This is a genomic window from Pseudomonas sp. NPDC099000, assembly GCF_044759925.1.
GTDB lineage: Bacteria > Pseudomonadota > Gammaproteobacteria > Pseudomonadales > Pseudomonadaceae > Aquipseudomonas.
In genome coordinates this window covers 61,295-84,358 of record NZ_JBIWAF010000020.1, presented here as the reverse complement: position 1 = coordinate 84,358, position 23,064 = coordinate 61,295, and the positions used below count along the sequence as shown (strand labels likewise).

Genomic DNA, 23,064 nt, shown 5'->3' with positions numbered 1-23,064 from the left:
GGTAACTGTTGCACAGGATGTATCTGGGCGGGCCTCTTCGCGGGCAAGCCTCGCTCCTACGGGCCGATGTGATTTGTAGGAGCGAGGCTTGCCCGCGAAGGCGATTCGACTAACGCCGCAAAAACGCCTGATGCATCTCATCCAGCGTTTCAAAGTGATAAGCCGGCGCTTCTGCGCTCAACTCTTCCCGGCTACCAAATCCATAACCGACCGCCACCGCATCCAGCCCGTTGCTGCGCGCGCCGATCAGGTCGTGTTTGCGGTCGCCGATCATCAGGGTGTTGGCCGGGTCCAGGCCTTCTTCGGCCATCAGGTGGGCAATCAACTCGACTTTGTTGGTGCGTGTCCCGTCCAGTTCGCTACCGTAAATCACTTTGAAGTGCCTGGCGAAGTCGAAGTGCCGGGCGATTTCCCGGGCGAACACCCACGGCTTTGAGGTGGCGATGAACAACTGTCGCCCTTGCCCGCCGAGGGTTTCCAGCAACGGTGTGACGCCGTCGAACACACGGTTTTCATACAGGCCGGTGACCTTGAAGCGTTCGCGGTAGAAATTCACCGCTTCCCAGGCCTTGGGCTCGTCGAAGTCGTAGAACTGCATGAACGCCTGCAACAACGGCGGGCCGATGAAGTGTTCGAGCTTGGTCAGGTCGGGTTCATCGATGCCCAGTTTGCTCAGGGCAAACTGGATCGAACGGGTGATGCCCTCGCGCGGGTCGGTCAGGGTGCCATCGAGGTCGAACAGTACGGTTTGGTAGTGCATGTAAATTCCTGGCCAAGTGCGGACGGCTTTTAATAAAAAGTGTTCAGAGCTGGTCGTAGCCTTCAGCCAGATGCAAATTCTTGAGCTTCACGTAGTTCGCCGCGCTATAGGTGAAAAAGGCATTTTCCTTGTCCGTCAGCGGGCGGATTTGCCTCACCGGGCTACCCACATAAAGGAAGCCGCTTTCCAGACGCTTGCCCGGCGGCACCAGGCTGCCGGCGCCGACAATCACATCGTCCTCGATCACCGCGCCATCCATGACGATGCTGCCCATGCCGATCAGAATCCGGTTGCCGACACTGCAGCCGTGCAGCATGACCTTATGGGCAATGGTCACGTCGTCTCCGATCAAGCAGGGAAAGCCATCGGGATTGAACGGCCCGGCGTGGGTGATGTGCAACACACAGCCATCCTGGACACTGGTGCGCGCACCGATACGGATGCGGTGCATGTCGCCACGAATCACCGTCAGCGGCCAGACGGAGCTGTCTTCGCCGATTTCGACGTCGCCGATCACCACCGCCGAGCCGTCGACAAAAGCGCCTTTGCCCAACAGCGGCGTGTGGTTCTGGTACTTGCGAAGGTTCACGATAGGGTTTCTCTCTGTTGCTGATAGCTGCGGTGAGCGTCGATTGTAATTAAGATGGCCGCATGTTTCTTCCAGCCAAGGTGCCAACCGTGAGCGTGAACAACCCTCTTTTGCAGTCCTACGACCTGCCGCCGTTCTCGGCGATCCGTGCCGAACACGTGCAACCGGCCATTGAACAGATCCTGGCTGACAACCGCGCCGCCATTATCGAGATCCTCGACAGCCAGGGCAAACAACCGACCTGGGCCGGCCTGGTGCTGGCGATGGACGAACTGAACGATCGTCTGGGCGCGGCCTGGAGCCCGGTCAGCCACCTGAATGCCGTGTGCAACAGCGCCGAATTGCGCGAAGCCTACGAGTCCTGCCTGCCCGCCTTGAGCGCCTATTCCACCGAGCTGGGCCAGAACCGTGAGCTGTTCGAGGCCTTCGAAGCCTTGGCGAACAGCCCGGAAGCTGCCGGTTTCGACGTGGCGCAGAAAACTATCCTGGAACACGCCCTGCGTGACTTCCGTCTGTCGGGTATCGACCTGCCGGAAGCCGAACAGAAGCGCTACGCCGAAGTGCAAAGCAAATTGTCGGAGCTGGGCAGCCGCTTCTCCAACCAGCTGCTCGACGCGACTCAAGCCTGGACCAAGCACGTGACCGATGAAGCCACCCTCGCCGGCCTCACCGATTCGGCCAAGGCGCAGATGGCCGCCGCTGCCCAGGCCAAAGATCTGGACGGCTTCCTCATTACCCTGGAATTCCCGAGCTACTACGCGGTGATGACCTACGCCCAGGACCGTGCCCTGCGCGAAGAAGTCTACGCGGCCTATTGCACCCGTGCGTCGGACCAAGGCCCGAACGCCGGCCAGAACGATAACGGCCCGGTCATGGAAGAAATCCTCGACTTGCGTCAGGAACTGGCCAAGCTGCTTGGCTTCGCCAGTTTCTCGGAACTGAGCCTGGCCACCAAAATGGCCGAATCCAGCGATCAGGTCCTCAGCTTCCTGCGCGATCTGGCCAAACGCAGCAAACCGTTCGCCGCCCAGGACCTCGAACAACTCAAGGCCTACGCCGCCGAACAAGGCTGCCCGGACCTGCAAAGCTGGGACAGCGGTTTCTACGGCGAAAAGCTTCGCGAACAACGTTACAGCGTGGCTCAAGAAGCACTGCGCGCTTACTTCCCGATCGACAAAGTGCTGGGCGGCCTGTTCGCTATCGTCCAGCGCCTGTACGGCATCGAGATCGCCGAACTGAAAGGCTTCGACGCCTGGCACCCGGATGTCCGCCTGTTCGAAATCAAGGAAAACGGCCAGCACGTCGGCCGCTTCTTCTTCGACCTCTATGCCCGCGCCAACAAGCGTGGCGGTGCCTGGATGGACGGCGCCCGCGACCGTCGCCGCACGATCAGCGGCGTACTGCAAAGCCCGGTGGCCAATCTGGTGTGCAACTTCACCCCAGCCGACAGCGGCAAACCGGCGCTGCTGACTCACGATGAAGTCACCACCCTGTTCCACGAGTTCGGCCACGGCCTGCATCACCTGCTGACCCGCGTCGAACACGCCGGCGTGTCCGGCATCAACGGCGTGGCCTGGGATGCGGTGGAGCTGCCAAGTCAGTTCATGGAGAACTGGTGCTGGGAGCCGGAAGGTCTGGCGCTGATCTCCGGTCACTACGAAACCGGCGAACCGCTGCCGCAGGACCTGCTGGGCAAGATGCTCGCGGCGAAGAACTTCCAGTCCGGCCTGATGATGGTTCGTCAGCTGGAGTTCTCGCTGTTCGACTTCGAACTGCACGCCACCCACGGCGACGGTCGCAGCGTGCTGCAAGTGCTCGAAGGTGTGCGTGACGAGGTCTCGGTCATGCGCCCACCCGCCTACAACCGCTTCCCGAACAGCTTTGCCCACATCTTCGCCGGCGGTTACGCGGCGGGTTACTACAGCTACAAGTGGGCTGAAGTGCTGTCGGCCGACGCCTTCTCGAAGTTCGAAGAAGACGGCGTGCTCAATGCCGAAACAGGTCGTGCGTTCCGCGAAGCGATCCTGGCGCGTGGCGGTTCTCAGGAACCCATGGTGCTGTTCGTCGACTTCCGTGGCCGTGCGCCATCGATTGACGCACTCTTGCGCCATAGCGGCCTGAGTGAGGACGCGGCAGCATGAGCGAGAGGCCTGTGATCACGAAAAAACGCTTTATCGCCGGGGCGGTCTGCCCGGCATGCAGCGAGCCGGACAAATTGATGATGTGGAACGAAGACGAGGTCCCGCATCGCGAATGCGTGGCATGCGGTTATTCGGACACGCTCAATGAACAAGGCCTGTCGGTGCCCAAGGAATTGGGCACGCGGGTCAACACTTCGGCGCTGAAGGTGCCGGACGCCAAGGTTCAAGCGGTGCAGTTTTTCCCGAACCCGAAGTTGAAGAAAAAGCCTGACGAGCCACACTGAGTCAAATCCACCTTCCACCCTGTCACGGGGTGGAAGGTGGTATCTATTTACCACCCTTCCCCCGCGCTTCCTCCTTAGGCTGAATCCCTCAGCCCTACTCAAGGAAGACGCCATGCCTGATAACAATCCGCTGCTACAGCACTGGGACCTCCCGCCCTGGCCGGACATCCGCGCCGAGCACCTGGTGCCTGCCATCCACACCCTTATTGCCGACAACCGCCAGGCCATTGCCGAAATTATCGCTAGCCAATCCGCAACCCCGAACTGGGACGATCTGGTATTGGCCGTTGATGAAACCGATGCGCGCCTGGATGAGTCTATGGGCATCATCGAAACCCTTTCATTGGTGAAACATGAGGGCAAGGCTTGGGACGCGGCCAGCGCGACTTGCAGCGATGCCGCTGCGCAGTACAAATCTGAAAAGATGGGAAATCACGCACTGTTCCAGGCTTATCAGCGGCTGGCGCAGAGTCCGGCTGCGGTGAATTACGATGAGCCGCGCAAAGCGGTTTTGAACAAGATTCTGCGCAGGTTTCGCTTGTCCGGCATCGGCCTGCCCATCGACCAACAGCAGACGCTGGCCCGGCTGAATCGCGACATCGGTGTGCTGCAAAGCCTGTTCCTGACCAACCTGGAACGCGCCAGCGCAGCCTGGAGCAAGCGCATCGACGACGCCTCGCAATTGCACGGTTTGTCTGCGGCGACACTGGAGCGTCTGGCACTCAACGCGCAACAGGCAGGGCACGAAGGCTGGCTGATGCGTCTGGATCAGGACACCTACACTCGCGTCATGGCCTATGCCGAAGACCGGTCCCTGCGCGAAGAATACTTTGTCGCCTACTCCACCCGGGCTTCCGATCAAGGCCCCCACGATGGGCAGTTCGATAATGGTCCAGTGCTGGAGCTGCTGTTGTCCATGCGTCACCAGAAAGCCAGGTTGCTGGGGTATGAGAACTTCGCGCAACTCAGCCTTGTAACGGAAATGGCCGAATCCACCGAGCAAGTCACCGGTTTCCTGCGGCGGCAAATCGTGCAGGCAACACCGGAACTCGAGAAAGACGCACACGAACTCAAGGCGTTTGCGCTTGAGCGCGGCATGACTGAGGTCCACCCTTGGGACCACGAGTTTCTCGCCGAACAATTGCGCCAGCAACGTCTCGGCGGGGCGTTGAAAGACCTGAGATCTTACTTTCCGCTGGACGGGACGCTGCATCGACTTTGCCTGTTCAGCGAGCGCATGTTTGGCATCCAGATCGTCGAACAGAAGGAATGCAGCCGCTGGCATGACAGCGTGCGCCTGTTTGAAATTAGCGAGCATGGCCAGGTCGTCGGACACATTTACCTCGACCCTTTTCATCGGGATGAAGCGCCGGACTTTGCCTGGACCGCCACGCCGCGAAATCGACGGGTGGACGCCGAAGGTCGATTGACCCTGCCGATCGCCGTGCTTCATGGCAACTTCACGCCCGGGAATGCCGAGCATCCTTGCCTTCTCGCCCATAAGGATCTGCGCGTTTTGTTCCATGAATTCGGCCATTGCCTGCAGCACGTTCTGACCCGCTCGCCTCACCATCGCCTGTCCGGTATTACCCAGCTGGGACGCGATACCGCAGAGTTCACGGGGCAATTGTTCGAGCTTTGGTGCCTGTCAGGGGAGTTTCTGTTGTGGCTGGCCGCTCACCACCAGACCGGCGAGCGTCTGGTCGAAGCGCGAGTCGATGCAGCATTGGCAGCCATTCAAACCCAGACCTCTCGGCAAACTGCAGAGCTGTTACTGGGCGCGTTGTTCGACTTCGAATTGCACCGCAGGCAAGGTGATGGCCGCCGCGTTGCAGACATCTTCGATGACATACAGCGCGAGATTCCCCACCTGCAACTGCCGCCCTACTGTCGGTTCGCCAACAGCTTCGATTACATGGTGACCGGGTACGCGGCGTCGGTTTACGCCTACAAATGGTCGGGCGTACTGGCGAGCGAAGCGTTCAAACGGTTTCAGCAGCACTGGGTGTTCAACCCGCAAACCGGCAGGGCTTTTCGCGAAGCCTTTTTTTCACCGGGCGATTCGCGCTCACTGTTGGTCGCCCTGGAAGAATTCCTCGGACAACCGATCGCCGACAGCTTTTTCGCAACGCTGTCCAGCAGCCGCTGCCCGCTGAACTGATGCTTATTCGACGTGGGCAGATTGGAACCAACTCTTCATCGAGCAGGCCGCAAACGGGCTAGTGCTGCAATCGCCATTGGCGAGCGCGGTCCGAAGCTTGTCGGCATCGGCCTGCATCATGTAACGCACGCCATCCTTGAAATGTGTGCTGTCACCGAAACCGCCCTGGGTCATTTCGTTCAGGGCGTCTTCCTTGCTCCAGCCTTGCACCACCACCCGATACATCGCCGCCATCAGCCCGGTGCGGTCCGAACCGTGTTTGCAGTGCATGAGCACCGGGCCATTGGATTCGGCGGTCTGGATGACACGAAGGGCTTTGAGCACCTGCGCGTCATCCACGTGACTGGTGCGATAGGGCAACTGCACCTGAGCAATGCCCGGCATGGACAACCAGCTTGAATCCGCCTCGGGCAGAAAAGTGATAACGGTCGCGACGTTGAGTTTCTTCAACAACGGTATGGCTCCACTGTCGGGCAAGGCGCTGCGGTAAAGCGTCGGGGACATTTGATAGAGGTTGTATTGCACTTCGACCGGCTGGGCCCATTCCGCCGGGCGCTGCATATCGGCGTCATCTGCGCGTGCCAGGGTCAGATTGAGCAATGCGATGATCGAAAGACACATCACGGTGGAAAGGCGCGGTAGGAACATGCTCGAAGGTGACCGTTCGGGAGTTGAGGAGAGGCCCCAGATTCAACCTTCCGCAGTCAAAGGCCTGTGAGGCCGCAGTCAAAGAATCGTGAATCCGACCCTGCGCATGCAGATGCCGAACGGCACTGGTCGCCGTGGCCGATCTCGAATACTGTATGCACATACAGCAAAGAGTATTGAGCAAATGAGCACGCCCTTGCCCCCACGCGGCCGCGGCACCGCAACCAACCCGCACAACCGCTTTGCCCCAAATCGCTCGGTGGCCGAGGATGACGGCTGGTATCAGGAAGCGCCCGTCACGCAGGGCACGGAAGTGCGCATCGAAACGGCGAAAACCATCATCACCCGCAACAATTCCCCGGACTTGCCTTTTGATCGCTCGATCAATCCCTATCGTGGCTGCGAGCACGGTTGCATCTACTGCTACGCGCGCCCCAGCCACGCCTATTGGGACATGTCACCGGGGCTGGATTTCGAAACCAAGCTGATCGCCAAGACCAACGCCGCCGATGTGCTGGAAGAACAGCTGTCCAAACGCGGCTATCAATGCGCGCCGATCAATCTGGGCTCCAACACCGATCCCTATCAGCCGATAGAGCGCGAACACAAAATCACCCGCAAGACCCTTGAAGTGCTCCTGCGTTACCGGCACCCCGTAACCATCATTACCAAGGGCTCGCTGATTCTTCGGGATCTGGACCTGCTGGCCGAACTCGCCGAGCAAAGGCTGGTGGCGGTGATGATCAGCCTCACCACCCTCGACGATGAACTCAAGCGCATCCTCGAACCGCGCGCGGCTGCGCCGAAGGCCCGGTTGCGCGCCATCCGGGTGATGCGCGAAGCCGGGATCCCGGTGGGCGTGCTGTGTTCGCCGATGATTCCGATGATCAACGACAGCGAACTCGAAAGCCTGCTGGCCGAGGCACATGCCGCCGGCGCCCAGAGTGCCGCCTATATGATGTTGCGCCTGCCGCTGGAAGTGGCGCCGCTGTTCGAAGAATGGCTGGCCGCCCACTATCCGCAGCGTGCCGCTCATGTGTTGAGCCTGATTCGTCAGAGCCGTGGCGGGGAGCTTTACGACAGCCGGTTTGGCAGCCGGATGCGCGGTGAAGGGCCGTTTGCCGATCTGTTGGCGCAACGCTTTGCCAAAACCATCAAGCGCCTGGGGCTCAATCGTCGGGAAGGATTCGACCTGGACTGCGACGCCTTCTGTCCGCCGGGTCGCCAGATGTCGTTGATTTGAGGACAATTGGACTATGGTTGAGTAGTGGGAAATGCACTTGGCCATTACGCCGGTCACGTTTTTAGCGACCTGGAACACACGTCCTAGAGCGCTTGATTCAGTTTGAGTTAAGTTTCGGCAGTTACCTTATTCATCGAGTGACTGACGGGTTGAGATTCTCGGCCTGGATGTTTTTTAAACAGCCACTGGCTTCACACCGGACAAAACGGGAAAATTCCCTGACTCCGCCAAAGAGGATGAATCATGAGTGACAAGGATAAACAGCCGTTGGCTGCGTCGGCTTCAGCCCAACCCGAGGCGGAAACCGCCGATGCAGCGCTGAAGCATATCGTTGACGGCTTTTTGCATTTTCATCACGAGGTTTTTCCCCAGCAGGAAGAGCTCTTCAAAAAACTCGCCACGGCCCAGAGCCCCCGAGCGATGTTCATCGCCTGCGCCGATTCGCGCATCGTTCCTGAGCTGATCACCCAAAGCTCCCCTGGCGACCTGTTCGTGACCCGTAACGTCGGCAACGTTGTGCCGCCATATGGGCAAATGAACGGCGGTGTTTCCACGGCGATCGAATACGCAGTCCTGGCCCTCGGCGTGCAACACATCATCATCTGCGGGCACTCCGACTGTGGCGCGATGCGCGCCGTGCTCAATCCGCAAAGCCTGGAAAAAATGCCCACGGTCAAAGCCTGGCTGCGTCATGCGGAAGTGGCGAAAACCATGGTCCAGGAAAACTGCCATTGCGCTGACGAGAGCGAAAGCATGCACATCCTCACCGAAGAGAATGTGATCGCTCAGCTGCAGCATCTGCGCACGCACCCTTCCGTGGCCTCGCGCATGGCCAACGGTCAGCTGTTTATCCATGGTTGGGTCTACAGCATCGAAACCAGCGAAATCAAAGCTTACGACGCGGACAAAGGTTGTTTCCTGCCGCTCGATGGCAGCCATCCGATTCCCGTGGCGACGCCCAAAGCGCGCTTCTAAATCCTCCCAGGTGTGGTTTAGCCGAGGCTGCTGGTCGAGCAGCCTGGCTTTGCCATGCCTGAAGAAAACTTCGGGAGAATCATCATGCGTGCTGCGCAATTTAAGGCTGTTCTGCCACGGGAGCTGCTGGCATCCGTGGTCGTGTTTTTGGTCGCCCTGCCCTTGTGCATGGGCATCGCCATCGCCTCGGGCCTGCCACCGGCCAAGGGTTTGATCACCGGGATCATCGGTGGACTGGTCGTGGGCTGGCTTGCCGGCTCACCGCTGCAAGTCAGTGGCCCGGCGGCGGGTCTGGCGGTTCTGGTGTTCGAACTGGTGCGCCAGCATGGCATTGCCATGCTCGGGCCTATCCTGCTACTGGCGGGTTTTCTGCAACTGGTGGCCGGGCGCTTGAAGCTGGGTTGCTGGTTTCGGGTCACGGCGCCTGCGGTGGTGTACGGCATGCTTGCCGGGATTGGCGTGCTGATCGTGTTGTCACAAGTGCATGTGATGCTCGACGCCGTGCCCAAGCCCTCAGGGCTGGATAACCTCGCAGCCTTCCCGGCGGCGGTCATCCAGGCCTTGCCCTCCCTTGGCTGGCAAGCCGGGTTGCTTGGGCTGTCGACGATTGCGGTGATGTGGCTGTGGGAGAAATTCCGCCCTCATTCCCTGCGTTTCATTCCCGGCGCGCTGCTTGGCGTAGGTCTGGCGACGGTCGCCAGTCTGATGCTCGCCTTGCAGGTCAAACGCGTGGAAGTCCCGGCCAACCTGGCAGAAGCCATCGACTGGCTGAAGCCCGCCGACTTGCTCAATCTGGCTGACCCGACTTTACTGATCGCCGCATTTGCCGTGGCGTTTATTGCCAGCGCCGAGACCCTGCTCTCCGCAGCGGCAGTGGACCGCATGCACAGCGGCCAGCGCTCCGATTTCGATCGGGAATTGTCGGCACAAGGCGTCGGCAACATGCTCTGCGGTCTGCTGGGCGCGCTGCCCATGACCGGTGTGATCGTGCGCAGTTCGGCCAACGTCCAGGCCGGCGCCACCACGCGAATGTCGGCGATCTTCCACGGTCTGTGGTTGCTGGCTTTCGTCTTGCTGCTGTCCAGCGTGCTGCAAAGCATTCCAGTGGCGAGCCTGGCAGGTGTTCTGGTGTACACCGGTTTCAAACTGGTCGACCTCAAGGCCTTTCGCGGCCTGGGCCGTTATGGCCGGATGCCGATGTTCACTTACGCGGCGACGGCGCTGGCAATCATCTTCACCGACCTGCTGACCGGCGTGCTGATCGGCTTCGGATTGACCTTGGCCAAACTGGCCTGGAAGGCTTCACGGTTGAAAATCAGCCTGATCGACCTGCCGGCGGAAGGTGAGATGGAGTTACGACTGACCGGTGCCGCGACCTTTCTCAAGGTGCCGGCGTTAACCCAGGTGTTGGGGACCATTCCCGCAGGCGCGACGGTGCATGTGCCGCTCAATAACTTGAGCTACATCGATCACTCGTGTCTGGAGTTGCTTGAGGAGTGGGGCCGGGCCAATGCGGCCAAGGGGTCGAAGCTGCTGATTGAAGCGCGGGGGTTGAAGCGCAGGTTGGAGGGGCGGTTGCGGACCACTACCGGAGTCGGTTCCGCCACATAAATCGCCCTCCTGTAGGAGCGAGGCTTGCCCGCGAAGGCGTCTTCAAATACGCCAAAAGCTTCGCGGGCAAGCCTCGCTCCTACAGGGGGATATTGCGTTAGGCCGCTGGCTGATCCAGCTCCAGCCCTACGCCCAGCTGGCGCGACAGGCACGGCCAGCGTTTCCACGCAGCGCCGGTGTCCGGGCTGTTGAGTTTTTCGCGGTACGCCTCCACGGACTCCAGTGCGAAACTGTCTTCATTAAGCATCTCGTCCACGGCGTGATGCACCGCCTCATCCAGTTGATTGGCGAATTCCTCGCCGATCAGTTGGTGGGCAATCAGGTTGGCGACAGTCATGTCCAAGGGGATCAGTGGCTGGCCAAAGTGCTTGATGTACAGGTCATTGACCTCTTCAACCAACCGATGCGCCAGATAGGCTTCGTCCAGCAGGCTGTCCAGACCAACATGACCGGCCATGATTGCCGGTGGCTGGAGGAAGAACTGCTCGGCGATGTTCAGCACCGGCTTGATCTGTGATTCGATACCCGCTTCCCTGGCGACTTCATTGGCTGCGTCCAGCAGGTCCGGCACTTGCTCTATATACGCGGCCACAAAACGCGTCATCACGCCGTTGGCGTCGACATCCGGCAATTGGATGGCGGAGTGAAGGTGTGGCAATTGAGTTTCAAGCTGACGAGTCAGCAGGCCGGTTTCGGCCTCATGTTGTTGGGCTTTTTGGATCTGCTCGCGCAATGCGGCGGTGTTCATGAAAACTCCAGGAAACAAAGGCAATGAAATAGGGAAGACATAACTTAGCTGGCTTATGAAAAATGCTAAGACGCATTTGTCATAATTGTTTCATCCTTGAGACGCCTCCGTTATATCGATTTGCCACCACTCGTCTGCATCCTTCTCCATTCGTGACCCTGAACGCAAGTCCCAGCTGTTTCAGATCATTTACGCCATCACGTTGCGAGGTAGCAGTCGCTGTCTATACTCGGGTGGGAATGGAGTTAGCTGATGACGTCCGACTGCACACGCAGCAAGGCTCGGCGATTCAAGTTTCGTAGTCTGAAAAAGCCGCTCCCTTGCCGCAGGTGAAAGCCGGCGGGATAACAAGAACGATAAGGGGAACCCGCAATGATGCGACATCCACACGTCTGGATGGGCCTCCTGTTGTGGTCGATTTTCAGCCAGGCGCAAGCCGCCTGGACTGTGAATATGGCGCCGGGAGCGACTGAAATCAGTCACGCAGTATTTGACCTGCACATGACCATTTTCTGGATCTGTGTAGTGATCGGCATCATCGTCTTCGGCGCCATGTTCTGGTCGATGATGGTCCACCGCCGCTCCACAGGGCAGGTGGCCGCAAAATTTCATGAAAGCACCACCGTTGAAATCCTCTGGACCATCGTGCCCTTCCTCATCCTGGTGGCCATGGCGGTTCCTGCGACGGCAACCCTGATCAAGATGTACGACGCCAGTGAGCCGGATATCGATATCCAGGTCACCGGCTATCAGTGGAAGTGGCATTACAAATACCTGGGCCAGGACGTCGAGTTCTTCAGCAACCTGACGACCCCCGCCGACCAGATCCACAACAAGGAAACCAAGGGCGAGCATTACTTGCTCGAGGTCGACAAGCCTTTAGTGCTGCCGATTGGCGCCAAGGTGCGCTTCCTCGTGACGTCTGCCGATGTCATCCACTCATGGTGGGTGCCGGCCTTTGCGGTCAAGCGCGATGCGATTCCGGGATTCGTCAACGAAGCCTGGACCCGCGTCGACAAGCCCGGCATCTACCGTGGCCAGTGTGCCGAACTGTGCGGCAAGGACCATGGCTTCATGCCGATTGTGGTCGAGGTCAAGGAAAAGGCCGATTACGAAAAATGGCTGGGCGAGCGCAAGGCTGAAGCCCTGCAGCTTAAAGAGCTGACCAGCAAGGAATGGACCCTCGACGAGCTCAAAGAGCGCGGCGACAAGGTCTATCACACCGCCTGCGTCGCCTGTCACCAGGCCGAAGGTCAGGGCCTGCCGCCAATGTTCCCGGCGCTCAAGGGCTCGAAAATCGCTACCGGACCGATCAAGGATCACCTGAGCATTGTCTTCCACGGCAAGCCCGGCACTTCCATGGCGGCATTCGGCAAGCAGCTCTCGGAAGTCGATATCGCGGCGGTCGTGACCTACGAACGTAACGCCTGGGGCAACAACAAGGGCGACATGGTCACTCCTAAAGAAGTGCTGGAGCTGAAACAGGCGGAAAGCAAATGACCCGGTCTATTGCGCACGTAAGGAACTGGCCGGGGCTGCGCGCCCTGGCCTGCCCAGCCCATCTGTTTGCAGGAGACACGCCATGAGCGCCGTCATCGATGACCATGGTCATGCCGACCACGCCCACGGCCCCGCCAAAGGCCTGATGCGCTGGGTGCTGACCACCAACCACAAGGACATCGGCACGCTGTACCTGTGGTTTGCGTTCTCCATGTTCCTGTTGGGCGGCTCGTTCGCGATGGTGATTCGCGCCGAGCTGTTCCAGCCGGGACTGCAAATCGTCCAGCCGGAATTCTTCAACCAGATGACCACCATGCACGGCCTGGTCATGGTCTTCGGTGCGGTGATGCCGGCGTTCGTCGGCCTCGCCAACTGGATGATCCCGTTGATGATCGGTGCGCCGGACATGGCCCTGCCACGGATGAACAACTTCAGCTTCTGGCTGTTGCCGGCGGCGTTCATCCTGCTGGTGTCGACCCTGTTCACCCCCGGTGGCGGACCGAACTTCGGCTGGACGTTCTACGCCCCGCTGTCGACGACCTATGCACCGGAAAGCGTGACGTTCTTCATCTTTGCCATCCACTTGATGGGGATCAGTTCGATCATGGGCGCGATCAACGTGATCGCCACCATTCTCAACCTGCGTGCCCCCGGCATGACGTTGATGAAAATGCCGCTGTTCGTCTGGACCTGGCTGATTACCGCGTTCCTGCTGATTGCAGTGATGCCGGTACTGGCCGGCTGCGTGACGATGATGCTGATGGACATCCACTTCGGCACCAGTTTCTTCAGTGCCGCCGGTGGCGGTGATCCGGTGCTGTTCCAGCACGTGTTCTGGTTCTTCGGTCACCCCGAGGTGTACATCATGATCCTGCCGGCCTTCGGTGCCGTCAGCTCGATCATTCCAGCCTTTTCGCGCAAGCCGCTGTTTGGCTACACCTCGATGGTCTATGCCACGGCGAGCATCGCGTTCCTGTCGTTCATCGTTTGGGCGCACCACATGTTCGTGGTCGGCATTCCGCTGGTGGGCGAGTTGTTCTTCATGTACGCCACGCTGCTGATCGCGGTGCCGACCGGGGTGAAAGTGTTCAACTGGGCCAGCACCATGTGGCAGGGCTCGCTGACCTTCGAGACGCCGATGCTGTTCGCGGTGGCGTTCGTGATCCTGTTCTCCATTGGCGGGTTCTCCGGGTTGATGCTGGCCATCGCCCCAGCGGACTTCCAGTACCAGGACACGTATTTTGTGGTCGCGCACTTCCACTACGTACTGGTGCCGGGGGCGATCTTCGGGATCTTCGCCTCGGCTTACTACTGGCTGCCGAAATGGACCGGCCACATGTACGACGAAACCCTCGGCAAGCTGCACTTCTGGCTCTCGTTCATCGGCATGAACATGGCGTTCTTCCCGATGCACTTCGTGGGGCTGGCGGGCATGCCACGGCGGATTCCGGACTACAACCTGCAATTCGCCGACTTCAACATGGTGTCGTCGATCGGCGCGTTCATGTTCGGCGCCACGCAGATCTTCTTCCTGTTCATCGTGATCAAGACCATCCGCGGCGGCGAGCCGGCACCGGCCAAACCGTGGGATGGCGCGGAAGGCCTGGAGTGGAGCATCCCGTCACCGGCGCCGTATCACACCTTCACCACACCGCCGGAAGTGAAATGAACACTGCAATCGGCGACACCATTGTGGCGAGGGGATTTATCCCCGTTCGGCTGCGGAGCAGTCGTGAAATCTACCGACGCGGTGGTCTTGATAATCCGCGGCGGCAGGTTTTGGGGTCGCTTCGCGGCCCAACGGGGATAAATCCCCTCGCCACAGGATTTGCGCCAGAGGTGAATAGTCATGGCTGACTCGATTTCGATGAAGAAGCTGGTCACCCGCCTGTTGTTGGTCGTGGTGGCGATGTTTGTCTTCGGGTTTGCCCTGGTGCCGATCTACGACGTGATGTGCAAGGCGTTCGGCATCAATGGCAAGACCTCCGGGCAGTACGAAGGCGAGCAGACGGTCGACACGTCGCGGCAGGTGCGCGTGCAGTTCCTGTCGACCAATGCCGCCGACATGTCCTGGGATTTCTATCCGAAGAGTGACGAGCTGACGGCCAACCCGGGGGCGGTGAACGAGATGATTTTCATCGCGCACAACCCGACCGATCGCCCGATGAGCGCCCAGGCGGTGCCGAGCATCGCGCCCAGCAATGCCGCGGCGTACTTCCACAAGACCGAGTGTTTCTGCTTTACCCAGCAAGTGCTGCAGCCCGGTCAACGGATCGAGATGCCGGTACGTTTCATCGTTGACCGCGACATGCCCAAGGAAGTGAAGCACCTGACGCTGTCCTACACGCTGTTCGATATCACCGCCCGACATCCCCCGGTGGCTGTAAACACTGGCGGCTGAGCGTGCCCGATAAGGAGAACAATAAATGGCAACTCATGAACACTATTACGTACCGGCCCAGAGCAAATGGCCGATCATCGCCACCGTCGGTATGTTCGTCACCGTGTTCGGCCTGGCTACCTGGTTCAACGACCTGAAAGCTGCGCGCCCCGAATCTCACGGTCCGCTGATCTTTTTCGTCGGTGGCCTGCTGCTGGCCTACATGCTGTTCGGCTGGTTCGGGACGGTGATCAAGGAAAGTCGTCAGGGGTTGTACAGCGCGCAGATGGATCGCTCGTTCCGCTGGGGCATGAGCTGGTTCATCTTCTCGGAGGTGATGTTCTTCATCGCCTTCTTCGGCGCATTGTTTTATGTGCGCAACATCACTGGCCCATCGCTGGGCGGTGACGGCGCCAAAGGCCTCGCCCACATGCTGTGGCCGAACTTCGAGTTCGTCTGGCCGCTGCTGAACAACCCGGACCCGAAACTCTTCCCGGCACCCAAGGACGTCATCAGTCCATGGGGCCTGCCGCTGCTCAATACCGTGCTGCTGGTGAGCTCCAGCGTCACCATTACCATCGCCCACCACGCCTTGAAAAAGGGCCATCGCGGTGCACTGAAAATCTGGCTGGCGATCACCGTGCTGCTGGGCTGCGCGTTCCTCGGTTTTCAGGCTGAAGAATACATCCACGCCTATCAGGAACTGGGCCTGACCCTGGGTTCGGGGATCTACGGTGCGACCTTCTTCATGCTCACCGGTTTCCACGGCGCCCACGTGACCATGGGCACCATCATTCTGTTTGTGATGCTGATGCGGGTCCTACGCGGGCACTTCGATAACGAGCACCAGTTCGGGTTTGAAGCGGCGAGTTGGTATTGGCACTTCGTGGACGTGGTGTGGATCGGGCTGTTCGTTTTCGTCTACGTGCTCTGAGGCTTTACCAAGGCGCAGTAGAAACCAGCTGGCCGCTGAAAAAACCCCAGGCAATCAAGCCGACGGTAATGGCGGCCAGGGCAACACGCACACTCAAGGCAATGACGAGGCGGTTCGAGCTGCTGTCGTCCTTGACCAGAAAAAACAGGCCGCTGAACAGGCTGACAACCGTGGCAATCAGCATCAGGACGATGGCTGCTTTGAGCATGGTGAGACTCCGGGGGAATGGCGATGCACTTGAGTATAGCTATCGCAACCAGCGACTTTCTGGCGACGCCATGAAGCGCTTCCGGCCGGGCATCGTGCCGACCCTGGTGGTCGCGTTATTGCTGCCCATGCTGGTGTCACTGGGGTTCTGGCAATTGAGCCGGGGCGCGGAGAAAAGCGCGCTGCTGCAAAGCTACACCGAGCGCCGCGCGGCTGAACCGATGGCCAGTACCGAGCTGCAACACACCGAGGATCCCGCCTTTCGCCGGGTTCGAATTCATGGCCACTTTGATGCTGCGCACAGCCTGCTGCTGGATAACCGTCAGCGCGACGGCAAGGTTGGTGTCGAACTGCTGCAACCGTTTCAGGATCAGGCGACCGGGCTCTGGCTGCTGGTCAATCGCGGCTGGCTGCCGTGGCCGGATCGGCGCACCCCGCCGCAGTTCACTACACCGACTCAGGCCCTGAGCCTGGATGCCTGGGTCTACGTCTCCCCTGGCGCCACCTTCCAATTGCACGCCGACCCAAGCACCACCACCTGGCCCCAACTGATCACCGCCGTCGAACCGGCCAAGCTGTGGACGGCGCTCGATCGTGACGGTTTTGCCTACGAATTACGCGCAGAAACCGGCCCCGCGTCCTACCAGGCCGATTGGCCGGTGGTGGCCATGGGGCCGGAAAAACATATCGCTTATGCCGTGCAGTGGTTCGCCATGTCGATCGCCCTGTTCGGTCTTTATCTCTATCTCGGCTGGCACAACGCAAAGGAGAAACACCATGGGAGCGGCCATGAATCCACCCAGCATGTCTGAGGCGAAAACGCCGGCGAGTCGGCGCAAGGGCCGGTTGCAGTTATTGCTGATCGTGCTTGGGGTGATCGGTCCGATGATCCTCGCCACCGGCATGTACAAATTGCAGTTCTGGGTGCCGGAGGGCCGCAGTTATCACGGCGAGCTGATCGGCAACGGCCAGACCCGCGCCGACCTCGGCGTGCAGGCGCAGGAGGAGCGTTGGCAATTGCTGGTCACGGCGCCCAAGGAGTGCTCGGTGGACTGCCAGCAACTGGTTTATCTGGCGCGGCAGATCCAGATCGGCCTCGGCCGCGATGCCGGGCGCGCCAGTCACGCGTTGGCTGCGGCGCAACCGCTCAGCAGTGATTACGACGCCAAGCTGACCCGCGAATACCCGCAACTGCAACGTTACCCAATGGACCTGACCACCTTCAGCGCTTTCAATAAAAAAAGCGCGGCCGGCGACAAAGCCGCACCGCAACTGTGGATCATCGATCCGCACGGCAATCTGGTGCTGCGCTATGACCCGACGGTGAAGGGCAAGGACTTGCTCAACGACCTGCGTCATCTGCTGAAACTGTCGAACATCGGATAAGGGCATCGTCATGGCCAAACCTGGATTTCGCCTCGCGCTGTTTGCCACTTTGCTGGCCCTGATTGTGGTGTTGCTCGGCGCCTACACCCGCCTGACCCACGCCGGCCTCGGCTGCCCGGACTGGCCGGGTTGCTACGGCTTTATCAGCGTGCCGAAAAGCGAAGCCCAACTGGCCCATGCCGAATTGCATTTTCCCGATGCGCCCGTCGAAGCCCACAAAGGCTGGAACGAGATGGTCCACCGCTATTTCGCCGGCACGCTGGGGTTGCTGATTTCGGTGCTGGCCGGTCGCGCCTGGGTGCATCGCCGGCATCCGGGGCAACCGGTGAAGTTGCCGCTGTTTCTGCTGGCGGTGGTGATCGCCCAAGCGGCGTTCGGCATGTGGACGGTGACGCTCAAGCTCTGGCCGCAGGTGGTGACCGGGCATTTGCTCGGCGGGTTTGCGACATTGAGTCTGTTGTTTTTGCTGACATTGCGATTGTCCGGCGTATTGCCGGCGCTGACCGTGCCACGGCGTTTGCAGCACTGGGCGACGGCCGGGTTGCTGCTGGTAATCCTGCAAGTCGCCCTTGGGGGCTGGGTCAGTTCCAACTATGCAGCCGTGGCGTGCATCGACTTCCCGACCTGCCACGGGCAATGGCTGCCACCGGCTGATTTCGCCAACGGTTTTCACCTGACCCAACATATCGGCCCCAATTACCTGGGCGGGCAACTGGACAGCGATGCCCGCACGGCGATTCACCTGACTCACCGCATCGGCGCGTTGTTGGTGACACTGGTGCTGCTGGGGCTGGCCTGGCAACTGAAAGTGGTTGGCATGACGCGCTTGGCCGGGCTGGTGCTGATCGCACTCGCCGCGCAAATCACCCTCGGCATCAGCAACGTCTTGTTCCACTTGCCGCTGCCCGTCGCGGTGGCGCACAACGCGGGCGGCGCAGCGCTGCTACTGACGATGGTGCTGGTCAATTATCACGCGCGAACCAGCCTGGTTCGGGTCAAACAGCAAAACCCTGCGCGCTGGCGGTTCAGCCCGCGCAAACACTCAGCCGGGCCCATAACAATAAAAGGAGAGATGCCATGGCGACTCTGATCGGCGAACGTCACAGTCAGGCGATCTGGCGTGACTACCTGGAGCTGACCAAGCCGAAAGTGGTGGTGCTGATGCTCATCACCTCGCTGGTCGGGATGTTTCTCGCGACCCGCGCCGGGGTGCCGTGGACGGTGCTGGTGTTCGGCAATCTGGGGATCGCGTTGTGTGCCGGGGGTGCGGCGGCGGTGAACCATGTGGTGGACCGGCGTATCGATGCGGTGATGGCGCGCACCCACAAACGTCCCTTGGCTGAAGGCCGGGTTTCACCGGCGGCGGCGCTGACGTTTGCCTTGGTATTGGCTGTGCTGGGGCAAGCCGTGCTGCTGGCCTTCACCAATGCGCTGACGGCCTGGCTGACCCTCGCGTCCTTGCTCGGCTACGCGGTGGTCTACACCGGTTTCCTGAAGCGCGCGACGCCGCAGAACATCGTCATCGGCGGCCTGGCCGGCGCTGCCCCGCCGTTGCTCGGCTGGACCGCTGCCACCGGTCATATCAGCGCCGAACCCTTGCTGTTGGTGCTGATCATCTTCGCCTGGACCCCGCCACACTTCTGGGCCCTGGCCATTCACCGCAAAGAGGAATACGCCAAGGCCGACATCCCGATGCTGCCGGTGACCCATGGCGAGCATTACACCAAGGTCCACATCCTGCTTTATACCTTCGCGCTGCTGGCCGTCAGCCTGATGCCCTACGTGATCCACATGAGCGGCGTGCTCTACCTGATTTGCGCCCTGGGACTGGGCGCAAGGTTTCTGCAATGGGCCGTGGTGCTGTACCGTGGCACTCGGCCGCACGCGGCGATCAACACCTTCAAGTACTCTATCTACTACTTGTTCCTGCTGTTTATCGCGCTGCTCGTAGACCACTACTTACTGTTGAACCTATGACTCGAACTCAGAAAACCGTCTTCATCCTCGTCGCCCTGATCGCGCTGGTTCTGGGCCTGACCATCAACAAAGTGCTGTCCGGCAAAGGCCAGGGCGATCCGACGGCGTTGATCGACGCCGGGATCATTTTGCTGCCGCAAAGCCGCAACCTGCCAAACGTGACGATGACCGATCAGGACGGCAAGCCGGTGATGGTCAACGAGCTGAAAGACAAATGGTCACTGCTGTTCTTCGGCTACACCTTCTGCCCCGACATCTGCCCGACCACTCTCGCCCAGTTGCGCCAGATCAAAAGCGAACTGCCGCCAGAGGCCGTGGATAAATTGCAGATCATCCTGGTCAGCGTCGACCCGAACCGCGACACGCCCAAGCAGCTCAAACAGTATCTGGGCTACTTCGATCCGCAGTTCCAGGGGCTGACGGCATCGTCGGTTGAAGACATTCAGAAACTGGCCAATGCGGTGAGCATTCCGTTTATTCCGGCGGACACCAGCAAGCCGAACTACACGGTTGATCACAGCGGCAACCTCGCGGTGATCGGGCCGGACGGGACGCAGCGTGGGTTCATTCGAGCACCGCTGAATAACGCCAAGTTGGTGGCGCAGTTGCCGGTGATGCTTAACCGCAAATAAATCGACAGGCCAAAAAAAACCGCAGCCCATGGCTGCGGTTTTTTTGTACCTGATCGTTCCCACGCTCTGCGTGGGAATGCAGCCAGGGACGCTCCGCGTCCCAAGAGCGGACGCAGAGCGTCCAGTGAGGCATTCCCACGCAGAGCGTGGGAACGATCAGGTGTAGCGGGTCAAATCAGAACGCCGGCAATACCGCGCCTTTGTACTTCTCGAGGATGAAGGCTTTCACTTCCGGGCTGTGCAGGGCAGCAATCAGCTTCTTCATCGCTTCGCTGTCCTTGTCGTCCGGACGGGCAACGAGGATGTTCACGTAAGGCGAGTCGTTGCCTTCGATGACCAGCGCGTCCTTGGACGGATCAAGCTTGGCTTCCAGCGCGTAGTTGGTGTTGATCAGCGCCAGGTCGACCTGGGTCAGCACGCGCGGGATGGTCGCGGCTTCCAGTTCACGGAATTTCAGGTCCTTGGAGTTCTCGGTGATGTCTTTCACGGTCGACAGGATGTTGTTCGAATCCTTCAACTTGATCAGGCCAGCCTTGGCCAGCAGCAACAGCGCGCGACCGCCGTTGGTGGCGTCATTCGGGATCACCACGTTGGCGCCGCCCGGCAGTTCGGTCAGTGCTTTGTACTTGCTGGAGTAAGCGCCCAGCGGTTCCAGGTGTACGCCGGCAACGGCGACCAGGTTGGTGCCCTTGGCCTTGTTGAATTCATCGAGGTACGGCTGGTGCTGGAAGAAGTTGGCGTCCAGACGTTTTTCGGCCACCTGCACGTTCGGCTGGATGTAGTCGGTGAAGACTTTGACCTTCAGGTCCACGCCTTCTTTGGCCAAGGCCGGTTTCACGAATTCGAGGATTTCTGCGTGCGGGACCGGGGTGGCCGCGACGGTCAGGGTGTCGGCAGCGTGAGCGGAAAAGGCTGCAACGGCAGCGAACGCGACGAGTAGTTTTTTCATTCAGCTAACTCCTTGTGGGCGCCCGTTTGGCGCCTGCCAGCGAATGGCCGGCTCAATTGTCATTTACGAGAGAAGTGCACAACCAACTTGTCGCCAACGGTTTGCAGAACCTGAACGATCACCAGCAGCAACATCACCGTCACGACCATCACATCAGGCTGGAAACGCTGGTAACCGAACCGGATCGCCAGGTCGCCCAAACCACCCGCACCGACCACACCCGCCATCGCCGTGTAGGACACCAGTGTAATGGCTGTCACCGTAATCGCGGCGAAGATGCCCGGGCGGGCTTCCGGCAGCAAGGCATTGGTGATGATCTGCCGCGTCGTCGCGCCCATTGCCTGAGTTGCCTCGATGATGCCGCGATCCACTTCACGCAGGGCGGTTTCCACCAGTCGCGCAAAGAATGGCGTAGCGCCCACCACCAGCGGCGGAATCGCACCGGCGACACCCAGGGACGTACCGGTGATCAACACCGTGAACGGAATCATCACAATCAGCAGAATGATGAACGGCAGCGAACGCAGGATGTTCACCGCCAGCGACAGCATCGCGTAGACGCCTTTGGCTTCCAGCAACTGACGCGGGCTGCAGAGGAACAACAGCACGCCCAGGGGCAGACCCAGCAAAACGGTGAACAACAGCGAACCGAAGAGCATCAGAAAGGTATCGCCGGTGGCCAGCCAGATTTCGAACCAGTCGATATTGACGAAGAAACTTGTCAGGACTTCCATCAGCGCAGGACCTCCATGTGGACGTCAGCCGCGGTGAAGTGGGCGAACGCCGCCTTCATGTCGCCACCGGTGACGGCCAGGGTCAATTGCCCGTAGGGAATGTCTTTGATGCGGTCGATACGACCGGCCAGGATGCTGTAGTCCACGCCCGTTTCCCGAGCGACGGTACCCAGCAATGGCGCGTAGGTCGCTTCGCCCTGGAAGGTCAGACGCACGATGCGGCCCGGCACGTGAGCGAAATCGTCACGCTGTTCGCTTTCATCGATCTGTTCGTCTTCTTGCACAAAACGTTTGGTGGTCGGGTGCTTGGGATGCAGGAACACCTGGGCGACCGAACCTTGCTCGACGATCACACCCGCGTCCATGACTGCGACCTGGTCGCAGACCCGGCGGATCACGTCCATCTCGTGGGTAATCAGGACGATGGTCAGTTTCAGCTCGCGATTGATCTCGGCCAGCAATTGCAGGACCGATGCAGTGGTCTGCGGGTCCAGTGCGCTGGTGGCTTCATCGCACAGCAGAATTTTCGGCTTGGTCGCCAGGGCGCGGGCGATGCCGACACGCTGCTTCTGGCCACCGGACAGCTGCGCCGGGTACTTTTTGGCGTGGTCGGACAAGCCGACCCGCGCCAGCAACTCGGCGACACGCTGGTCGATCTCGCTGCGCGACAGTTCGCCGGCCAGGGTCAGCGGCAGCGCGACGTTGTCGGCCACGGTCTTGGAAGCCAGCAGGTTGAAGTGCTGGAAAATCATCCCGACCTGCTGGCGGAAGCGGCGCAGGCTGTTGGCGTCGAGCGCGGTGACTTCTTCGCCGTCGACGAAGATCTTGCCGCCGCTGGACTCTTCCAGGCGATTGATCAGACGCAGCAGGGTACTTTTTCCCGCACCGGAATGACCGATCAGGCCGAAGACCTGACCGTTCTCAATCGTCAGAGTGGTCGGGTGCAGGGCGGGGATATCCTTACCGGCGACGCGGTAGGTTTTGTGGACGTTTTGAAACTCGATCACGTAGCGAACCTTGTGGGGCGCGTTGGAAAAGGATCAGCGGTTAGCCGGGCGCGCATTTTAGCCTGTCCGTATAGAGGTTATTAGCATTTATTCCGCATTCATCCTTCCATTTGGCAATAACGCGATCAAAGGTTAGAAAAAAGGAACGGCTAAAAAGCTCGCCAGTCACTAATAAGGCAACTCGAAAACGCCCCCGGT

The 23,064-nt window shown here is 60.0% G+C and carries 23 protein-coding genes; 15 read left to right on the top strand and 8 right to left on the bottom strand.

All coding sequences use genetic code 11. The annotated features are described in order from the left end of the window. Nucleotides 1-109 precede the first annotated feature (109 nt). Together ACIQV9_RS21105 and ACIQV9_RS21100 are read right to left on the bottom strand one after the other, a co-directional pair. Entirely contained in the window at nt 110-760 is a 651-nt protein-coding gene (locus tag ACIQV9_RS21105; RefSeq protein ID WP_403105347.1) for an HAD family hydrolase, read from the bottom strand. Between the two features lie 43 nt (nt 761-803). After that, nucleotides 804-1,349, bottom strand: a complete 546-nt coding sequence (locus ACIQV9_RS21100) for a gamma carbonic anhydrase family protein (protein ID WP_403105344.1) — start codon at nt 1,347-1,349, stop codon at nt 804-806. An 89-nt stretch (nt 1,350-1,438) separates the two neighbouring features. Here ACIQV9_RS21100 and prlC point away from each other — a divergent pair, with 89 nt between their 5' ends. The 3 genes from prlC (at nt 1,439) to ACIQV9_RS21085 (ending at nt 5,935) form a co-directional block, all read left to right on the top strand. After that, on the top strand, nt 1,439-3,490 hold the full coding sequence (prlC, locus tag ACIQV9_RS21095; protein ID WP_403105341.1) for an oligopeptidase A: 2,052 nt from the start codon (nt 1,439-1,441) through the stop codon (nt 3,488-3,490). Continuing rightward, nucleotides 3,487-3,774, top strand: a complete 288-nt coding sequence (locus tag ACIQV9_RS21090; protein WP_403105331.1) for a YheV family putative zinc ribbon protein — start codon at nt 3,487-3,489, stop codon at nt 3,772-3,774. Before prlC ends, ACIQV9_RS21090 begins: the two co-directional genes overlap by 4 nt. A gap of 112 nt (nt 3,775-3,886) precedes the next feature. Continuing rightward, nucleotides 3,887-5,935 carry a M3 family metallopeptidase gene (locus tag ACIQV9_RS21085; protein WP_403105328.1) on the top strand — a complete coding sequence of 683 codons (2,049 nt, stop codon included), beginning with the start codon at nt 3,887-3,889 and terminating at the stop codon, nt 5,933-5,935. A gap of 3 nt (nt 5,936-5,938) precedes the next feature. Here ACIQV9_RS21085 and ACIQV9_RS21080 read toward each other — a convergent pair whose 3' ends face one another. Next, a complete protein-coding gene (locus ACIQV9_RS21080) occupies nt 5,939-6,583 on the bottom strand; it encodes a tyrosine-protein phosphatase (protein ID WP_403105325.1) in 645 nt (214 codons plus the stop codon). A gap of 184 nt (nt 6,584-6,767) precedes the next feature. On the opposite strand from ACIQV9_RS21080, the gene ACIQV9_RS21075 reads away from it, so the two are divergent. From ACIQV9_RS21075 to ACIQV9_RS21065, 3 genes are all read left to right on the top strand, one after another. Further along, nucleotides 6,768-7,826, top strand: a complete 1,059-nt coding sequence (locus tag ACIQV9_RS21075) for a PA0069 family radical SAM protein (protein ID WP_403105322.1) — start codon at nt 6,768-6,770, stop codon at nt 7,824-7,826. A gap of 243 nt (nt 7,827-8,069) precedes the next feature. Beyond that, a complete protein-coding gene (locus ACIQV9_RS21070; RefSeq protein ID WP_403105319.1) occupies nt 8,070-8,801 on the top strand; it encodes a carbonic anhydrase in 732 nt (243 codons plus the stop codon). Between the two features lie 84 nt (nt 8,802-8,885). After that, the gene (locus ACIQV9_RS21065; RefSeq protein ID WP_403105316.1) at nt 8,886-10,412 is read left to right on the top strand and encodes a SulP family inorganic anion transporter; all 1,527 of its coding nucleotides are present in this window, start codon (nt 8,886-8,888) and stop codon (nt 10,410-10,412) included. Between the two features lie 97 nt (nt 10,413-10,509). On the opposite strand, the gene ACIQV9_RS21060 is transcribed toward ACIQV9_RS21065, so the two are convergent. Continuing rightward, entirely contained in the window at nt 10,510-11,160 is a 651-nt protein-coding gene (locus ACIQV9_RS21060) for a hypothetical protein (protein WP_109627114.1), read from the bottom strand. A gap of 372 nt (nt 11,161-11,532) precedes the next feature. On the opposite strand from ACIQV9_RS21060, the gene coxB reads away from it, so the two are divergent. From coxB to ACIQV9_RS21040, 4 genes are all read left to right on the top strand, one after another. Then, on the top strand, nt 11,533-12,660 hold the full coding sequence (gene coxB, locus ACIQV9_RS21055) for a cytochrome c oxidase subunit II (protein WP_403105312.1): 1,128 nt from the start codon (nt 11,533-11,535) through the stop codon (nt 12,658-12,660). A gap of 82 nt (nt 12,661-12,742) precedes the next feature. Further along, complete coding sequence (gene ctaD, locus ACIQV9_RS21050) at nt 12,743-14,329, top strand: cytochrome c oxidase subunit I (protein WP_403105309.1); 1,587 nt, start codon at nt 12,743-12,745, stop codon at nt 14,327-14,329. Nucleotides 14,330-14,509: 180 nt separating this feature from the next. Continuing rightward, nucleotides 14,510-15,061 carry a cytochrome c oxidase assembly protein gene (locus tag ACIQV9_RS21045; protein ID WP_403105306.1) on the top strand — a complete coding sequence of 184 codons (552 nt, stop codon included), beginning with the start codon at nt 14,510-14,512 and terminating at the stop codon, nt 15,059-15,061. Nucleotides 15,062-15,086: 25 nt separating this feature from the next. Next, on the top strand, nt 15,087-15,974 hold the full coding sequence (locus ACIQV9_RS21040) for a cytochrome c oxidase subunit 3 (RefSeq protein WP_109627106.1): 888 nt from the start codon (nt 15,087-15,089) through the stop codon (nt 15,972-15,974). A gap of 4 nt (nt 15,975-15,978) precedes the next feature. Here the strand turns inward: ACIQV9_RS21040 and ACIQV9_RS21035 are convergent, their stop codons facing one another. After that, the gene (locus ACIQV9_RS21035; protein ID WP_094469789.1) at nt 15,979-16,182 is read right to left on the bottom strand and encodes a twin transmembrane helix small protein; all 204 of its coding nucleotides are present in this window, start codon (nt 16,180-16,182) and stop codon (nt 15,979-15,981) included. A gap of 70 nt (nt 16,183-16,252) precedes the next feature. On the opposite strand from ACIQV9_RS21035, the gene ACIQV9_RS21030 reads away from it, so the two are divergent. Genes ACIQV9_RS21030 through ACIQV9_RS21010 form a run of 5 tightly spaced genes read left to right on the top strand, consistent with a single transcriptional unit; the run spans nt 16,253 to nt 20,176 of the window. Next, nucleotides 16,253-16,993 carry an SURF1 family protein gene (locus tag ACIQV9_RS21030; protein ID WP_403105301.1) on the top strand — a complete coding sequence of 247 codons (741 nt, stop codon included), beginning with the start codon at nt 16,253-16,255 and terminating at the stop codon, nt 16,991-16,993. Then, entirely contained in the window at nt 16,959-17,567 is a 609-nt protein-coding gene (locus ACIQV9_RS21025) for a hypothetical protein (RefSeq protein WP_403105299.1), read from the top strand. Before ACIQV9_RS21030 ends, ACIQV9_RS21025 begins: the two co-directional genes overlap by 35 nt. A 10-nt stretch (nt 17,568-17,577) precedes the next feature. Then, the gene (locus ACIQV9_RS21020) at nt 17,578-18,657 is read left to right on the top strand and encodes a heme A synthase (RefSeq protein ID WP_403105296.1); all 1,080 of its coding nucleotides are present in this window, start codon (nt 17,578-17,580) and stop codon (nt 18,655-18,657) included. Beyond that, nucleotides 18,645-19,544: a heme o synthase gene (gene cyoE / locus ACIQV9_RS21015; RefSeq protein WP_403105293.1), complete on the top strand. Its 900-nt coding sequence runs from the start codon at nt 18,645-18,647 to the stop codon at nt 19,542-19,544. Before ACIQV9_RS21020 ends, cyoE begins: the two co-directional genes overlap by 13 nt. Continuing rightward, entirely contained in the window at nt 19,541-20,176 is a 636-nt protein-coding gene (locus ACIQV9_RS21010) for an SCO family protein (RefSeq protein WP_403105290.1), read from the top strand. The genes cyoE and ACIQV9_RS21010 overlap by 4 nt, the downstream gene beginning before the upstream one ends. Nucleotides 20,177-20,351: 175 nt before the next feature. Here ACIQV9_RS21010 and ACIQV9_RS21005 read toward each other — a convergent pair whose 3' ends face one another. The 3 genes from ACIQV9_RS21005 to ACIQV9_RS20995 are packed head-to-tail and all read right to left on the bottom strand — an operon-like array spanning nt 20,352 to nt 22,866. Then, nucleotides 20,352-21,125: a MetQ/NlpA family ABC transporter substrate-binding protein gene (locus ACIQV9_RS21005; protein WP_403105287.1), complete on the bottom strand. Its 774-nt coding sequence runs from the start codon at nt 21,123-21,125 to the stop codon at nt 20,352-20,354. A gap of 59 nt (nt 21,126-21,184) precedes the next feature. Then, nucleotides 21,185-21,859, bottom strand: coding sequence for a methionine ABC transporter permease (locus ACIQV9_RS21000; RefSeq protein WP_403105284.1), 675 nt, complete (start codon nt 21,857-21,859; stop codon nt 21,185-21,187). Further along, nucleotides 21,859-22,866 carry a methionine ABC transporter ATP-binding protein gene (locus tag ACIQV9_RS20995; RefSeq protein ID WP_403105281.1) on the bottom strand — a complete coding sequence of 336 codons (1,008 nt, stop codon included), beginning with the start codon at nt 22,864-22,866 and terminating at the stop codon, nt 21,859-21,861. Before ACIQV9_RS20995 ends, ACIQV9_RS21000 begins: the two co-directional genes overlap by 1 nt. Nucleotides 22,867-23,064: the final 198 nt, after the last annotated feature.

Bases quoted from the DNA above. Each gene is read 5' to 3' on its own strand.
- ACIQV9_RS21105 (WP_403105347.1), bottom strand. From the start codon at position 760: ATGCACTACCAAACCGTACTGTTCGACCTCGATGGCACCCTGACCGAC.
- ACIQV9_RS21090 (WP_403105331.1), top strand. From the start codon at position 3,487: ATGAGCGAGAGGCCTGTGATCACGAAAAAACGCTTTATCGCCGGGGCG.
- ACIQV9_RS21085 (WP_403105328.1), top strand. From the start codon at position 3,887: ATGCCTGATAACAATCCGCTGCTACAGCACTGGGACCTCCCGCCCTGG.
- ACIQV9_RS21080 (WP_403105325.1), bottom strand. From the start codon at position 6,583: ATGTTCCTACCGCGCCTTTCCACCGTGATGTGTCTTTCGATCATCGCA.
- ACIQV9_RS21075 (WP_403105322.1), top strand. From the start codon at position 6,768: ATGAGCACGCCCTTGCCCCCACGCGGCCGCGGCACCGCAACCAACCCG.
- ACIQV9_RS21070 (WP_403105319.1), top strand. From the start codon at position 8,070: ATGAGTGACAAGGATAAACAGCCGTTGGCTGCGTCGGCTTCAGCCCAA.
- ACIQV9_RS21065 (WP_403105316.1), top strand. From the start codon at position 8,886: ATGCGTGCTGCGCAATTTAAGGCTGTTCTGCCACGGGAGCTGCTGGCA.
- ACIQV9_RS21060 (WP_109627114.1), bottom strand. From the start codon at position 11,160: ATGAACACCGCCGCATTGCGCGAGCAGATCCAAAAAGCCCAACAACAT.
- coxB (WP_403105312.1), top strand. From the start codon at position 11,533: ATGATGCGACATCCACACGTCTGGATGGGCCTCCTGTTGTGGTCGATT.
- ctaD (WP_403105309.1), top strand. From the start codon at position 12,743: ATGAGCGCCGTCATCGATGACCATGGTCATGCCGACCACGCCCACGGC.
- ACIQV9_RS21045 (WP_403105306.1), top strand. From the start codon at position 14,510: ATGGCTGACTCGATTTCGATGAAGAAGCTGGTCACCCGCCTGTTGTTG.
- ACIQV9_RS21040 (WP_109627106.1), top strand. From the start codon at position 15,087: ATGGCAACTCATGAACACTATTACGTACCGGCCCAGAGCAAATGGCCG.
- ACIQV9_RS21035 (WP_094469789.1), bottom strand. From the start codon at position 16,182: ATGCTCAAAGCAGCCATCGTCCTGATGCTGATTGCCACGGTTGTCAGC.
- ACIQV9_RS21030 (WP_403105301.1), top strand. From the start codon at position 16,253: ATGAAGCGCTTCCGGCCGGGCATCGTGCCGACCCTGGTGGTCGCGTTA.
- ACIQV9_RS21025 (WP_403105299.1), top strand. From the start codon at position 16,959: ATGGGAGCGGCCATGAATCCACCCAGCATGTCTGAGGCGAAAACGCCG.
- ACIQV9_RS21020 (WP_403105296.1), top strand. From the start codon at position 17,578: ATGGCCAAACCTGGATTTCGCCTCGCGCTGTTTGCCACTTTGCTGGCC.
- cyoE (WP_403105293.1), top strand. From the start codon at position 18,645: ATGGCGACTCTGATCGGCGAACGTCACAGTCAGGCGATCTGGCGTGAC.
- ACIQV9_RS21010 (WP_403105290.1), top strand. From the start codon at position 19,541: ATGACTCGAACTCAGAAAACCGTCTTCATCCTCGTCGCCCTGATCGCG.
- ACIQV9_RS21005 (WP_403105287.1), bottom strand. From the start codon at position 21,125: ATGAAAAAACTACTCGTCGCGTTCGCTGCCGTTGCAGCCTTTTCCGCT.
- ACIQV9_RS21000 (WP_403105284.1), bottom strand. From the start codon at position 21,859: ATGGAAGTCCTGACAAGTTTCTTCGTCAATATCGACTGGTTCGAAATC.